At 41.5% G+C, this 16046-nt stretch carries 8 protein-coding genes and 1 pseudogene; 3 read left to right on the top strand and 6 right to left on the bottom strand.

Features of this window, described 5'->3' with window-relative positions; translation table 11 throughout:
• The 6 genes and pseudogenes from QZZ43_RS17490 to QZZ43_RS17465 form a co-directional block, all read right to left on the bottom strand.
• Positions 1 to 189 (bottom strand): annotated as a pseudogene (locus tag QZZ43_RS17490) (polysaccharide biosynthesis protein); the annotation flags it as partial.
• A gap of 77 nt (positions 190 to 266) precedes the next feature.
• On the bottom strand, positions 267 to 1376 hold the full coding sequence (locus QZZ43_RS17485) for a sugar transferase (protein WP_291862002.1): 1110 nt from the start codon (positions 1374 to 1376) through the stop codon (positions 267 to 269).
• A 14-nt stretch (positions 1377 to 1390) separates the two neighbouring features.
• Positions 1391 to 2386 carry an NAD-dependent epimerase/dehydratase family protein gene (locus QZZ43_RS17480; RefSeq protein WP_291862001.1) on the bottom strand — a complete coding sequence of 332 codons (996 nt, stop codon included), beginning with the start codon at positions 2384 to 2386 and terminating at the stop codon, positions 1391 to 1393.
• Between the two features lie 171 nt (positions 2387 to 2557).
• Complete coding sequence (locus QZZ43_RS17475; protein ID WP_291861999.1) at positions 2558 to 3835, bottom strand: hypothetical protein; 1278 nt, start codon at positions 3833 to 3835, stop codon at positions 2558 to 2560.
• Positions 3836 to 4041: 206 nt separating this feature from the next.
• Positions 4042 to 5292 carry a methionine adenosyltransferase gene (metK, locus tag QZZ43_RS17470; protein ID WP_291861997.1) on the bottom strand — a complete coding sequence of 417 codons (1251 nt, stop codon included), beginning with the start codon at positions 5290 to 5292 and terminating at the stop codon, positions 4042 to 4044.
• Between the two features lie 426 nt (positions 5293 to 5718).
• Entirely contained in the window at positions 5719 to 9750 is a 4032-nt protein-coding gene (locus QZZ43_RS17465; protein WP_291861995.1) for a hybrid sensor histidine kinase/response regulator transcription factor, read from the bottom strand.
• Between the two features lie 364 nt (positions 9751 to 10114).
• Here QZZ43_RS17465 and QZZ43_RS17460 point away from each other — a divergent pair, with 364 nt between their 5' ends.
• The 3 genes from QZZ43_RS17460 to QZZ43_RS17450 all read left to right on the top strand — a co-directional run.
• Positions 10115 to 13237 carry a SusC/RagA family TonB-linked outer membrane protein gene (locus QZZ43_RS17460; RefSeq protein WP_291861993.1) on the top strand — a complete coding sequence of 1041 codons (3123 nt, stop codon included), beginning with the start codon at positions 10115 to 10117 and terminating at the stop codon, positions 13235 to 13237.
• Positions 13238 to 13264: 27 nt separating this feature from the next.
• Complete coding sequence (locus QZZ43_RS17455; protein WP_291861991.1) at positions 13265 to 14818, top strand: RagB/SusD family nutrient uptake outer membrane protein; 1554 nt, start codon at positions 13265 to 13267, stop codon at positions 14816 to 14818.
• 168 nt (positions 14819 to 14986) lie between these two features.
• Positions 14987 to 16046, top strand: a 1060-nt coding sequence (locus tag QZZ43_RS17450) for a hypothetical protein (protein ID WP_291861989.1), incomplete at its 3' end; no start/stop codon positions are given.

Raw genomic sequence — 16046 nt, 5'->3', positions numbered from 1 at the left:
CTCTAGCCCCACCGACAAAAAACCGCCCAAAAGAGCGGCTGCAGTCCCCAATGTTTCGAGCACTCCAAACTCACCCACACTCAACGCACGGGTATAGAAAGGCAACAAAAACAGCCCGATAAATTTTTTGAGGCCGTTTCCCAGTCCGTAAACAAATGAATCTTTTACAAACGCTTTTTTGTCGCCCATGAAAGGTTTTAGGAATTTAGTTAGTAGTGGGTGGTGTTTAATATTTATTGCCACAAGCCGGACAACCCTCAAAGACCTTATTTACTACGCGCTCCACAAACTACGATATTTCGCAAGGCTTTGAATAAATAAATAAAATCGGTCCGAAGCGGTGCTTCCTGCCATTGCCGGATATACCTGACTTCTGATTCCTGAATTTCTTCCAGCGTTTCAGGCATATCGGCATAGAAAGGAGGTATCAGCCCGGGCTTTACCGAAGTTCGCAACCTCACCACCTCAGAATCGTAAAGTGAAAGATAGTGAGCACTCACCGGACGCACCCCCACCAGTTTCATTTCACCTTTAATGAAATTGTATAACATAGGCAACTCATCAATCCAAAACCGGCGAACAAAACCTCCCAGAAGCGTAACCCGCAAATCGTTTTTAAATTTACCACCTTTGCCCAGATGGTTCCTTCTATAAATGTGTTCCTGTACATATTCACTAAACGCCACCATTGTGCGGAACTTATAAACCTTAACGATTTCAGCGTCCTTCCCAATCCTATCCAGACTCAACAACAGGCCATATCGTTCACGCACCGCTATTGGGGCTTCCTTCACTTTCTGCGCCACCAGGTAATGGCGACCATTAATAACCTCATCGGCCTCAGTTTCGAAACCACAATAAGCCAATCGCCCTACCATTTCATAATAGGATAGCGGCCTGTTGTTGCCGGAAGAGAAAAAATTATTAATCCACCTGGTTTCAGTAACGGTGGGAGCCACACGCTTTATCAAATAATCAAAAAAGTAATAGGCCTGTCTGATAACAGGAGGAAATGACCTGAAAATTCGTTGACGTCTGAGCCGGGTTGTTTCCAGGCAACAAATAAACCGCCCGTTATCCTCAAGCTTCCTGTTAATCTCACACAAAAACCCACAGAGCTGTTGCACACTGTTTACCTGCTGAAGATTTACAATAAAATGATAGTCCCAATCAGCCTGCACCGCAATATTAAAGGGGTGGGCAGAAGAAATCACTAAAGATTTGGGAGCACAAGGGTCGCCATACCCGGCGACAAAACGGGACACCGCTTCGCCTGCTTGTTCTGCCACGAGATTGCGCACTTTCACGCTCTTCTTCTTCGCCACCCAGGTGGAATGGGCTACAGTAACTTCCGCTTTTTTATAAACCTGAAACATGCCACTCCTCTCGTTTATTGTTTGTCAATCCCCTCTTCCAGTCTCCAATCTATCAACGCTTCCAAACCATCCTCAAGCGTATATTCTGCCATATAACCTAATAGCTCCGAAGCTTTACGGGTATCTCCAATCCGGTTTTTTACCAGACGACGGTTATCATCTTCAGAATAAGGACGATATTCTACTTCCAGTTCCGATTCTTTAAGCCTCAGAATAGAGTCGCACAATTCACGTATGGTGGTCTGAATACCGGTTCCCACATTAAAAAACTCATCGGTTTCGTCGGATGCCAAAGCAAGTACATTGGCTCTGGCCACATCGCGCACATAAACAAAATCATAAGCCTGCGAACCATCCCCGTTGATTACCGGAGGTTCATTTTGAGCAATCTTGTTGAGCATAATGGGGACCACCCCGGAATAGACCGCATCCTGATCCTGACGGGGCCCGTAAACATTCATGTATCTCAACCCCACATATTTTAGTCCGTAACGATCGTAAAAAGCCCGACAAATGGCTTCACCCGAAATTTTGGTCGCCCCGTAGAAGTTGCGGTTATTGAAAGGGTGTTCCTCGTCCATAGGAACCTGAAGCGCATCACCATAAACCGAAGCAGAAGAGGAATAGACCAGACGTTTTACCCCATGCCGTGAACAAGCTTCGAGGACATTAAAAGTGCCGCCGATATTTACCTCGAAAGCGGTTCGTGGAAAGTCCCGACAATGCAACAGCCACATTGCAGCCAGATGAATGACATAATCTGTTCCCTCAACCGCCTTGTCAAGAATATCCAAATCACGAATATCTCCTCCAAACTCGAAAATCCGGCAACGGTGATCACGCAGACTCTTTTCGATGTTTACCTGTTTTCCCCGAACAAAATTATCGTAAATCACAACTTCTTTTACAGGGTATTTGAGTAGTTCTTCTACTACAAAACTCCCGATAAACCCGGCACCTCCAATTACAAGTATTTTTTTTTCTGTCAGTTTTTGGTTAATGTGCATCATAATTTATAGTGGTTAGATCACAGTTTTTCAACAGACTATTAGATTTTGAGAGGTTAAAGGCCAGAGGTTAGGCTGCCCGAAACATTAGCCACCTGAACAACAATACAAAAAACACTGCTATCCAGACATCTAACTCACGCACTCACGAAAAACCAACCATCCTATTGAGTTTTAAAATTTTCCATTAAAAAGATTCACAAAACCGGGAAGCGGGTCATCCAGTTCATCCACCCCATTCACAAAATCAAAAGAGAGTGGTTCCATGAACTCCCGGAAGCTCAGTTGCCCGTTTTGCATCTGCCTGATGCCATTTGCCACATCTCCCCAGGCTAGCCACCACCGGGGCCCGTAAACCTGTTGAGGAATTGCAGGCAGGGATTTTCCCATCGCATTCAGCAGGGCAAAATAATTCAGGTTTATTCCACAATGTGTGGCAAGCGATTGGGTTTTAAACAAACGGGGATTTAGCTCCAGTAACAAAAGCTTTTGCTGCCGGCTGTCGTAAATAAACTCCAGTTCACAACTTCCATGGTAGTCAATATGATTCAAATATTTTTCCGCCTGTTTCATCCCTTCAGGACAAGGCTCGCTAACAGCAAGTGCCGTACTGCCAAATTCTCGGGTAGCTCTCAACCGACGGGAGGAGAACATGACAACCTTTTTGTTTGGCCTATCACGGTAGGCCCCGATGCTGTACATATTTTCGTTCCCCTCATCACTCACTTTTTGTTGCACAAGGATATCCCGATCCTGTCCAATTTCATCCTTTATGGCGCTTACCTCTTCCCACGAACACGCCTCAAAAGCCTGATTCCCCGTTTCGGAAAACAGACCCTTTCCTTTTCGCTCTTTCAGCAATACCGGAAACGGCAAAGGAGGTTTCTCAGACCAAAATTTATCATCCCCCATCCACGTTTGAGGCATATCCACCACTGCATCACAAGCAAGTTGATATTGAAAATATTTGTCCATCAAACGCTGTTGAAGAAGATAATCCTGATTAAAAGCAAATACTTCATTCAGTTTTTCCGGCCCGAAATCCAGCAATGAATCCAGCAACCATTCAGCATCTCCAACAGTGAGGACCGGTATTTTGCCGCATGCTCTTATTCTCGTGCCAATATCGAGAATAAACGCCCAGTATTTATGCGGTTCTGATTTGTAATCGGGGGAAAGTACCGGCACAGCAAACCGGGAATAGAACGCCAGTGCACGAGGGTCGGAATCCAGCACCACACTCATCAACCCTTCTTTACCGTGGCCTCTCACAATAGCAAGTTGATTGGCAAAAGCCCCGTCGGTCAACAACGGAACATACTCCTGACGCAACCCTTTAATAACCGTTTTCAACCCTTCTGAATCCAGCGGAACAAGGTTCCGGTAGTCGGTCTGCATTTGAGCAACCTCTCTGGAAAGAGATTGAAAAAAAGGATATGGTGAAGCGAGCATGGTCTTTTAAGATTCCGTAAAAATTTTAGAAAAAATACGGTACCTCAACGGCATTTTCAACAACATTTTGGCAAACACCACTTATGTAAGTATTAAAAGAGAAGAATAAAGGATAAAGAAAACGAAGGAGTTCTGAAAAAGGAAGAAAAAAGCTCCATCCGGAAAATCGAATGGAGCTTTTATCTGATTAAAATAATGTATTTTGTTTAAAAACCAAAAGCCTCTTTAATTTTGTCAACATAATCAAGTTTTTCCCAGGTGAAGAATTCTACTTCCCGTTCTACCTCCTGACCGTTTTCAATAAATGTCACTTTATCGGTATAGGGGTCACGGCCCATATGCCCGTAAGCAGCTGTTGGCGTAAAGATAGGATTCTTGAGGCCCAGACGACGAATTATTTTTCCGGGACGAAGATCAACCAGCTCATTAATCTTTTTGGCTATTTCGCCATCTGTCATTTTTACGTTTGCAGTTCCGTAGGTATTGATGTAAAGACCAACGGGGTCGGCAACACCAATAGCATAAGCCACCTGTACCAGTACCTCATCAGCCACGCCTGCCGCAACCATGTTCTTTGCAATGTGGCGGGTAGCATAAGCTGCCGACCGGTCAACTTTTGAACAATCTTTTCCTGAAAAAGCACCACCTCCGTGCGCCCCTTTTCCACCGTAAGTATCCACAATGATTTTACGGCCTGTAAGACCGGTATCTCCATGTGGTCCGCCAATCACAAAGCGACCGGTGGGATTCACATGTAATTTGTAACCATTGAACAGCCCCTGAATATCTTTCCTCAATTTGGCTTTCACCCTGGGGATAAGAATATTTCTTACATCATCCTCGATCTTCTTCTGCATCACATTATCATCTGCATCAAAGGGATCATGTTGAGTAGAAACAACAATGGTATCAACGTCAACCGGGGTGTTATCATCATTGTATTTAATAGTCACCTGCGATTTGGAATCAGGACGCAGATAGGTCATCTCCTTCCTTTCACGACGAATATCGGCCAGTTCCTGCAGCAAAACATGCGACAGATACAACGGCAAGGGCATATAATTTTCGGTATCCTTACAGGCATAACCAAACATCATTCCCTGGTCTCCGGCACCCTGATTGTCTTCTCCATCCCGCTCTACACCGCGGTTAATGTCGTCACTTTGCTCATGCAGGGCAGATATCACACCACACGAGCCGGAATCGAACATATAGTCGGCTTCGGTATAACCAATGCGCTTAATGGTTTCGCGAGCCACCTTTTGAACCGGCACATAACCGGAGGTTCTAACTTCTCCACTCACCACTACCAACCCGGTTGTAACCAGAGTCTCGCAAGCAACTTTGGAGTTGGAGTCCTGACGCAACAACTCGTCAAGTACTGCATCAGAAATCTGATCGGCGACCTTATCGGGATGCCCTTCCGAAACAGATTCCGAGGTAAATAAATATCCCATAACATTACAATTTCAACAATCCGCACCAATGGAGCTGCGAATTACGATTAAACAATTAAAAAAAGTAGGGGATGGAAAAACTAAAAGGCAAGCTAAAACCGCATTTTAGCATTGTTTTATAGTGGTTGCAAGCAGGCAAATCCATCCACTTTTGAGATTACAAATATATAGGTTATTTAGAATTATTCAAAAAAGAAGATGAATTTTTCTTTACCCCTAATTGAGCGATCCCGCTCAACAATTAAGAAAATATAAGGTTTTCTCAAAAAAAATGGTGAAAGCCAACATTTTCTATATCGGTCCCGATGCTTCGGCTTAACCATGCAACCATGTCGGGGAGTGTGTTTTGAAAATTTGAAAAAGGGAGGAAGCAGCCTGGTCAGCAGCTTGTTTTCTTAAAAAAAAATTTTCAACAGGTTAGTGGTATCATCCGCGATAGTTCTTAGGTGAAACGCCAAAGTGCTTTTTAAAGCTCACAGAAAAGTGTGATGGAGTACTAAATCCGGTAATATCAGCAATCTCTGAAATATTCATTTTGCCTTCGAGTAAGAACTCAGCGGCTCTGTTTAACTTATAGGTTTTAAATAACACACCCGGATTCTCACCGGTTAATCCTTTTACTTTATAATAAAATTTGGTTCGCGAGATTTTCAGGACATCTGTCATTCGATTAATGTTCAATTCCGGGTTCGACAGTTCATTTTCCATTAATTGATAGAGTTCCGACATAAAATTGTTATCCTGAGGTGTAAGAATATCTTTTTCAAGACGCTCGGTTTTAGTGGCGCTCACCAGCATCGTTTGTATCTTTCTCCGGTTGCTAAGTTGTGAGTTAATTAATGCCAACAAGTAATTTGGATCAAAGGGTTTAGTAACATAGGCATCGGCACCACTGTTGAGGCCTTCTACCTGATTATCTACAGAAGCTTTTGCCGTAACCAGAATTACCGGTATGTGGCAAAAATCGAGGCTGTCCTTTACATGCCTGCTAAAAGCATACCCATCTGATCCGGGCATTACCACATCACAAAGTATTAAATCAGGCTTAATGTCTTTTAGAGCTTTAAATGCCGAATCAGCATCGAACCTGTAATTTATCTCAAATTGGGGTGACAATAAAGTTTTTAAGTAATGAACAATATCGATATCATCGTCAATGATTAGAAGGGATGGTTTGTCCTTTTTAGGATCAGTTTTCAATTCCATTGTGCTTTCATTATCAGACAATAATGGCGTTGTTTTTTTTTGAGGGTCTTCTGAATCTGGTTTTCGTTCTTCTGAAGTATATGCCATTTCGGAGACAGGAAGGATAAAAGAAAAGTTAACGCCGCCTTCATCCTGGTTGGTGGCTTTGATATAACCATGGTGCAATTCGACTAATCGACGCGTAAAATACAATCCGATGCCGGTTCCCCAATTGTACTTGTCAGAACTTTGATTATCCAATTGATAATATCGCTCAAAAACTTTTTCCAATTTATCATCGGGAATTCCTTTCCCATTATCCGACACAATAATCTTAACCCACTTGGTACTGTCATCCATGTCGGTGAGCGGAAAAACCTCTTTGGCTTCTTCAAATGGAATGACATCAAATGAAACACCGACATTTCCGCCTGGCTTGCTGAACTTTAGCGCATTAGAAAGGAGGTTTGCCATTATTTTTTCCAGTTTATCCGCATCGAGCCATGTTTCGAAATCATCCTCCAATCCATAGGTTTTTAATTCAATTTCTTTTTCTTTGGCATTTAGCAAGAAAATATCTGTTGAACGTCGGAGCTCGTCAACAATGTTGTAAAGCTTAACTTTAAGCTTCAGTGTATCATTTTCCAATTTATTAAAATCCATCAGCTGGTTTACCAGCCGCAGCATCCGGTTAACGCTTTTCTGAATAATATGAATCAATTGCTTTGCTTCTCCCTTAATGTGAGCATCTTTGCTAAGAGTGGTAACTGGTGCTGCAATCATGGTTAAGGGAGTTCGGAATTCATGAGACAAGTTGGCAAAGAAACTCATGTTCATAATATTTAATCTATGTTCCTGCTCTTTTTCGCTTTCAGCCTGCCTGGCTTTGTTTAGGTTTGAAGTAATTCGATGTTGCATTCGAATTGTAAAAAGAAGAAGAAAAACGAAAATTAAAAAATACAACGTTAATGCCGGCCAACTTAGCCAGGGTGCAGGTTTTACTTGGATCTTAATTTCATTCTGAGTCTCACTAATGGTGTTTTCATCATTGTATATTTTTACCCGAAAAATATAACGGCCGGCAGGTACATTTGAATAATAGGCTTCCCGGCTGCTGTTGGCTTCTATCCATAGCTTGTCAAATCCCTCGAGTTTATAAGCATACTTTACCCGTTCGTATTTACCATAGTCAATAGCCGCAAAGGATAGAGTGAAACTGTTCTGAAAGTGTTCAAGAGTTATTTTTGGATTGAAAGACAGGTGTTTATCAATACTTTTACTGTAAAAAGGATGCTCTATTTTATTATGGATTTTTAAAACTTCAAATAATAATGGTATGTCCTCCTTATACTTGATGTTTTGTGGATTAAAAAGTGTTAGCCCATGTGTCCCACCAAAAACCAGGGTGTTATCTGGAAGACGACATACACTTTGCTCGTTAAACTGATTCCCGCCAATGCCATCGGTGGCGTAAAAGTTAATGAACTGTTGGGAGGTTCGATCGAATTTACTGAGGCCGAACAAAGTGCCAACCCAAATATTCCCGGAGATGTCTTCCGTAATACTGCTAATGTCGGAACAGCCGATTCCGTTGACAGGTTCGATATTTTTATTGTCAATATTTAAGCGGAAAATCCCATTGTTAATGGTGCCTATCCAAACATCCCCATAGGCATCTTCGAAAAGATGAACGGGGATAAAAAGAGATTTTTTTATTAGGTGTTTAATAGGGATTGGTATGATTTCACGGGTTTCTGCTTTTATCATTTGTAAATCGTGGTTAAATGAAGCCATTAAGACATCTCCCGACGATAGGGTTAACATAATTGGAGTGAAATTATACTCTTTCCCATACAAATGGAATTCCTCAAAAGCTGATTTGTCTTTATCCAAATGGTAAATATTGTGATCTAAACCTCCGAGCCAGATGGTGCCTTTGGCGTCCTCGGTTATTGACAGTATTCCGGTTGGAAAATAGTACCAGTTTTTTACGTCGAGTTTGTTGTTTTCAAATCTGGCTCGCAATAACATCCAGTCGGATAGAATCCAAATATTATTCTGTTGGTCAATGTAAATTTTCTTTGCTTTATGTTGAAAGGTTTTCCAAAAAGAAAACAGCTCACTATTGGAAAAGCTTAATAAATCATGGTTGTCATCACTGTATATTTTTATGCCATCTAATCGTGTAACCATCCAGAGGTTATTGTTTAAATCGGTGGCTACGGAAATAATTGATAAGTCATTAAGTTTAGATTGTAAGTATATGTTATTATTGAATCGTTCTTCATAGTTGTAGCGAACGGTATAGCCTTGGTCGAACGACCCCATCCATATATTTTTCTGGGAATCAATATAAAAAGCAGTGATCTCATAATCAGGAACTAAAAACGGGAAGCCACTTTCGGATTGGTGTATAATATTATTGTTTAGCGTATTGTATAGGAATAAGCCGTGTTTTTGTGTAAAAATAATAAGCGACGAATGGTTGTAAGGATACATTCGATGTATGATGGCGTCTTTTAACAAGGAGTGCTCAGTAATTGCCCGGGGAGCAGTGATGTAGCTTCCTTTCTTTATGTCGAATATTTCCAATGAGTCCCAGGATGCCAACCAAAGTTTTCCGGTTTTATCCAGATAAGAAAATGTAGTAAACTGTTTCCGTTCGTGTTCTTCGATTAGTTTATAATTATGGCTGTCGTAACAGGCAATTCTCCAAGGTGTAACCACCCAAATATTGTTCGAAAAATCTACAAAACAAGATGTGATTAGGTTTTTATGCTCCAGGTTGCGAATAACCGGGACAAATTCCTGAGTCTGCTCTTTGTAAACACAAATCTCATAATTGAGACTGACAAAAAGTTTTCCGTCAAGATTTTCGAAGAAGTATATAGCATTGTTGCTGACACTTGAAATCGGTATCTGGTCAAAACAATCCTGGTCATTATATCTGCTTATCCCGTTGACTGTGGCCACCCAAAGCCGGTTTTTAGAATCCTTGTAAACCTGATTGATTCTGTTATCGGAAATGCTTAATGAGTCGCTGGTGTTAAAATACTGGTGGTATTCATTTATGTTGAATTTATTCAAGCCCCGAATAGTACTGATCCAAATATGACCAAAAGCGTCTTCGGCAAAAGACGACACCTGTTGGTTGGATATCTCGCTGGAGATAACCATGCTTTTCTCAACTGGCAAAGCTAAATTTTGTTTTTGGTTCGCCATGCTCTGAAGCGAAATCACAAGGCTTAAGAAATAGATAATGATATGTTTCATCAGGGAGAAATGAGTTCAAATCAAAAGTATAAAAAAAAGATATTGCTACTTCTGATTAGTTATCAAAAGCCTGCAAGGATAACTAAATAGAAAAGAATTTGAACAAATAGAACATTCCAAATGAACAGAAATGAAAGAACTTAATACAGATCGGAAAAAGCATTGTTGGCCGATTAGATAACATTGTAAAGAAATTAATGCAATGAGGAAAAGTTGTTGAGAAACAGCATAAATGAGGAGAAGGGTAAATACGAAGCATAATTCTATAAAACTGTGTTGAAAGACTTGCATTTCTTTTTTAAGCCAAAATCAGAGTCCAAATCTTAAATATTTTTTCACCCTTTTAGTAACCAAAAATTCAACTATGAAAAAAAAAGGAGTAAATCCAGCAATGCATTTGGAAAAGTCTAAATGGCTTTTTCTAAAAATGCTAATCATTTATTTTATGTTGAACCCTTCGTTTGTGTTTGCCCAAAACGAAGTGGTTGTCAGCGGAACGGTAACGGATAAGGATGGTATGGTAATGCCCGGAGTTACAGTCGTTTTAAAGGGAACTTTCAACGGATCCATTACCGATATGGATGGCAAATATATCATTCAGGATGTTCCTGGTGACGGGGTTTTGACATTCTCTTTTATTGGTATGAAAACCGTTGAGGTTGAAATCCAAAATCGAACGCATATTAATGTGGTTCTGGAAGAAGAAAATGTTATTCTCGATGAATTGGTGGTTGTCGGGTATGGTTTTCAGAAAAAGAGTAGTTTGACAGGTGCTGTTTCGCAGGTAAAATCGAACGATATGGAAAACCGTACCATTACCAATCCGCTTCAGGCATTGTCGGGTAAGACATCCGGAACACAGGTTTATAGTTCCTCTGCCTCCCCCGGTAGTTCTCCAACCATTCGCATTCGGGGTATTAACTCCAACAATGACATCAATCCCTTGTTTGTTGTCGATGGACGTATCGCTTCTTCTATTGCAGGCATAGAACCCAATGATATCGAAAGTATGGAAATCCTGAAGGATGCTGCCTCGGCTGCCATTTATGGGGCACAAGCTGGTAATGGAGTTGTATTAATCACTACTAAAAAGGGGAAAACGGGTACTGGTACTATTACTTATGATTACCAATACACCTCTCAAAGTATTGGTAAAGTTCCTCATGTGATGAACTCGGAACAGTTTATTGATTATTGGACGGCGGCGGGAAAATTTACCATGGATAAAGTCTATAAGTATTGGGATTTTAAGCAAAATACGGATTGGATTCACGAGATTTTTGAGCCATCCATTATGCAACGTCATAGCCTTAACTTTCAGGGAGGTAATGATAAGGGCAACTATTATCTTTCGGCCAGCATGCTCGATAATAATGGAATGGTGGTTGGTAATGCCGACACCTATACGCGTTACACCGGGATGATTAATGGCAGTTACCATATAAAACCGTGGCTTGAAGCCGGTACAAACAACCAAATAGAATATTATAAGCGACGGTCTGTTTCAGAAGGGTCGGAATATGGCTCCCTCATACTTAGTACATTACAGCTCGATCCGATGACTCCCGTCACCTATACCGAAAACAATATGCCCGATAATATGGCGAATGTTTTGGCAAACTTTCGGGCTTCCGGAGTGGGCGAACTCTTGAATGATGGTAATGGTAATTATTATAGTGTGTCGCCGTTTCTGACCAGCGAAAATCTCAATCCACTGATCATGAGAGATAGAAGTTATTCTAAATCATCAGGATTTAATGTGAATGGAACGGCCTTTTTGAATTTTAAACCTGTTAAAGGACTTGTTGCCACATCACGGTTATCGTTTCTTTTGGGTGTCTCAGAGAGCTATGGTTATGATAGTGATTATTATGCTAACGCCATGGCGTATCGCAAATTTATGGCGTTGAATGCCTCAACTAATAATAATACCCGGATTCAATGGGAAAACTTTGTTAATTACACGCTAAGTTTTGGCAACCATAATGCAACAGCAATGCTTGGCACCTCCTTTACCAAAATTCGCTCCTATGGTGTGTCGGGCAGTAAAAGTGGAACCGATGATGTGTTTGGGGTACAAAGAGATGACCCGCGATACTATTATTTTGCTTATGCAATGGATGAGGCCATTCAAACCATATCGGGTGGTGAGCCAACAGTGCAAACTCAGAATGCCTATTTTGGGCGGTTGAATTATAATTTCTCCGGAAAATATCTGGCACAGTTTACTTTTCGTGCCGATGCGTTTGATTCGGCCTTCCTGCCTGTGAATAACCGTTGGGGGTATTTCCCCGCTGGATCTGTCGGCTGGCTTATCTCTGAAGAGTCATTTATGGAGCCTGTAAGTCCTTTCATAAACTACCTGAAACTACGTGTGAGTTGGGGGCAGAATGGTTCATTGGCCGGCCTTGGCAGCTACGGTTATTTAACCTCGGTAACCAGCACGGGGAGTTATCCGTTTAGTGCGGAGGCTGTTTATAGTATGGGCTATAAGCCTTCCACGACAGGGAATGCGGAATTGAAATGGGAAACACACGACCAAACCAACATTGGGATGGATGCCAGATTTCTGAATAACCGGTTAAGTCTGACTATTGATTATTTTAACAAAAAAACCAAAGACTTAATCGTAACTGGCATTACACCTTCAACGATTGTTGGTAACACTGCTTCTCCCCTAAATGCCGGAAATATCGAAAACAGTGGACTAGAATTGGAACTGGGATGGCAGGGACAAAAAGGACAATTCAACTATAGTGTTAGGGGCAATGTGTCAACCATCAGGAATAAAGTGACGGAAATTCACCAGTCATTAGATTATATAGCCGGAGCAAACTTTCACACTACCAGTGGTATTACCCGTTTCGAAGTAGGTAAACCGGCATGGTACTTCTGTGGCTATGAATTTGAAGGAATAGATGAGACCACCGGTGATCCGGTTTTTGTAGATCAGAATGATGATGGTATTATAGGCGATGATGATAAAGTTGAGCTGGGAAAAGGTATTCCTGATGTTACCTATGGCATTACGCTTAGCGCGGAATATAGAGGTTTCGATGTAATTGTATTTGGCCAGGGATCGTATGGCAATGAAATATTCAGTTGTCTCAATCGGACTGATTATGCCGTAAACAGCCTGACTCATTTTACCCAGGATCGCTGGTCGGTTGATAATCCTGACGGAACACGCCCCCGGGCAGGGGCTAATGATCTGGATAAATATTATACCTCATCGGCCGCAATATTTGATGGCTCATATTTCAAGCTGAAGCAAGTTCAATTGGGCTACTCCCTTCCAAAATCCATCCTAAGTAAAGTTGGTATTGGCAGATTAAGGATTTATGGATCTCTTGAAGATTGCTTCTCCTATTCGAATTACATTGGTTTTGATCCTGAAGTGACCGGTGTGGGAAGTTCTTTGGGCGTTGACAAAGGAAGTTATCCCACATCCAAAAAGGTAATCTTCGGCGTTAATGTGTCATTCTAATTAATAGATATTTAATTGTATATAGCTATGAAAAAGATAATAAAACATATAACATTCGTAACGGTGGCTATGTTAATGTTCTCTTGCGAAAACGAACTGGATATCACCCAAAAAGGGGCCATTAGCCTTGAGGAGTATTACGGAACAGATCAAAGCGCCGAAGGAGCAGTAACAGCCATTTACACCGAGCTGCGTGAGATGCAGTATAATTACAAATTTCTGAAGAATATCTGCTCCGATGATGTTTGGGCCGGTGGGGCCGACCGGGGCGATAATAACGAACTGGAGAAGATGAATGAATTTACATACAGCGCTGAACATGGTTTTCTTTCGGGCTGTTTCCAGGGTTATTACAATATCATTTATAATGCTAATATTGTTTTGGAGTATATCTCTCCTGACTCAGAGATTAAAAGCCAAATGATCGCAGAAGCGAAGCTGTTTCGTGCCTTTGCCTACATTGACCTCATTTCCATGTGGGGAACTCCCCCTTTGGTGGATCATCCGTTAGTTCCATCTGAATATCAAATGAGCAATGGTAATCCGGATGAATTATGGGCTCTTGTTGAAAAAGACCTGACAGAAGCCATTGAATCAGGTTTTCTGGTTGAAAAATCAGATGTGAATGACAATAGCGTTTACCGGGTTACGAAGCAATTTGCCCAGGCATTACTTGGTAAAGCACACCTTTATCAGGAAGAGTACACTGAGTCGGCTGCCGCTTTCGAAGAACTGATAGAATCGCAATTATACGACTTGTACCGGGGAGCTTATGATGATATTTTTACCTTCAGCAACAAGAATAACTGTGAGTCGCTCTTTGAGATAAACCGTGTTGTTGATGCAAATAATGTTTGGAACAATTACAATATGTATCAATTAATGATTCATTGGCGAACCGATCGTTTTACCACCACGCCTGTTACGCTCCTGGGAATGGCCAGTACCGGCTGGGGTTTTTGTTCACCTCAAAAAGGCCTTTACAACGCCTTTGTAGCGGCTGAAGGCGAAGATGGCTATCGATTGAATCATACTCTGAAAACCTATGCTCAGATTCAGGAAATGGGTGTTCATCTGGATGCCGGAACTACAATTATAAGCGAAGGCTACTTCTTCTGGAAAAACCGGATAACTTCTGATGAAATTCCAGCTGCCGGCTATGGCTTTGCATGGGATGACAATTCAATGATTATGCGCTATGCCGATGTGTTATTAATGGCCTCTGAAGCCAATCTTTTTGCGGGTAACCAAGACAAGGCTGATGCTTATTTGAATTTGGTTCGTAACCGTGCTCAGCTGGAAAATGTGTCTGCAACCATAGAAGCCATCAAGCTGGAACGCAGATTGGAATTATGCTTTGAGGATGTGCGTTTTCAGGATCTGATACGTTGGGGCGATGCTGCAACGCTTTTGTCAAACCAAGGGCAACAATACCCGGTAATGGCCTCAAACGGTACCGTTACTTACAAATCAGTCAACAGCGAAGGAAAATATGGCTTTAAAGAAAGAAATAACCTGTTTCCGTTTCCATCTACAGAGATTCAGCTCAACAATAACATTGAGCAAAATACAGGTTGGTAGTGACTGATTTTTTGCCAAGTTGATCCATTGTATGATAGAAGAAGGATCCGACTTTACATCGTTCTGTTCGTTGACGCAATTATTTCTGACAATAGCAGATATGATTGGAATTCGAACGCACTGGTCAACATTTTAATTAGCAATCAATAAAATCATTAAACAACACATATGAAAACGTTCTCAAAATCATTAATAAGTACCATATTGCTGGCATTATTGCTGGCTTCGTGCCAGGAGGAATCGCTTGACTCATTAACAGGCAAATACACTCCCCCTGAAGTTTTCGATTTTTCGGTGATTGATTCTCAAAACAGAGAAAAAGTGGGCTCGCTCTTTGTTTTTTCAATCAATTTGAAGGACGAAAGTTCAAATACTTTGAGTCTCAAATTGATGGCTGCCGACTACGCTTTACCTGCTTCAGATTATACGCCAGGCGACACACCTGCAAATAAGACTTATCTTATTGGAAGTGATGGTTCTACCTGCAACGGGCAGCAAATATCTAAAGGAACAATATCTGTTTCACTGGAAGGTAACACCTACTCACTGGAAGGGATACTCTACCTGGCTGATGAAACAGTTGTAAAAATGACTGCCTCTTTTTCAATTATTTACGAATACATCCCTATTTTTACTCATAGTGTCGACACCCAGACACCTGCATTGGATGGAAATGGAAATGCCATTGCCGGAACCACCAAGCATCTGGTTACCGTGAGGGGCGATGGAGTTACGATTGCTTATTTTGAGTTAATTGCCAGCGAAACAGCTTCGTCATTAAGTGGAACTTATACCATTATCGACGGCATAAATGCAGCAGGACAGATCAATAATGGTTATTACCTCGATATGGCCTGGTATGGTTTTTCCGGTGTTCAGGAAGGGGGTTCGTACTACATTAAAAACGGTGAAAAACAATATCTGCGTGCAGAAGGTGGTGATATAACCATTGTTGATGATGGTGAAACTTTAACTTTCACTGGAGACAATCTGGCTGTTTTGGATCTGGAAACGCTTATTTCATCAAACGGTTCAACCTGGCAGAACAAATCTGAAACAGTTGATTTAAATATTGAAAAGGCAACCCGGGCTGTAAACCTGATTTCCGCATCAGTGAACGATCTGACTGCGTATGAAATGGGATATACGGTTACCTTAAAGTTAGCAACGGATGGTGTGACTCCTACCTACAATGCGGATACCGGATCGTGGTCGTATGCAGGAAATG

This window comes from Marinilabilia sp. (genome assembly GCF_016278715.1).
Lineage (GTDB): Bacteria > Bacteroidota > Bacteroidia > Bacteroidales > Marinilabiliaceae > Marinilabilia.
Note: the sequence above shows the minus strand (reverse complement) of the source record. Positions and strands in the feature narration are given on the sequence as shown.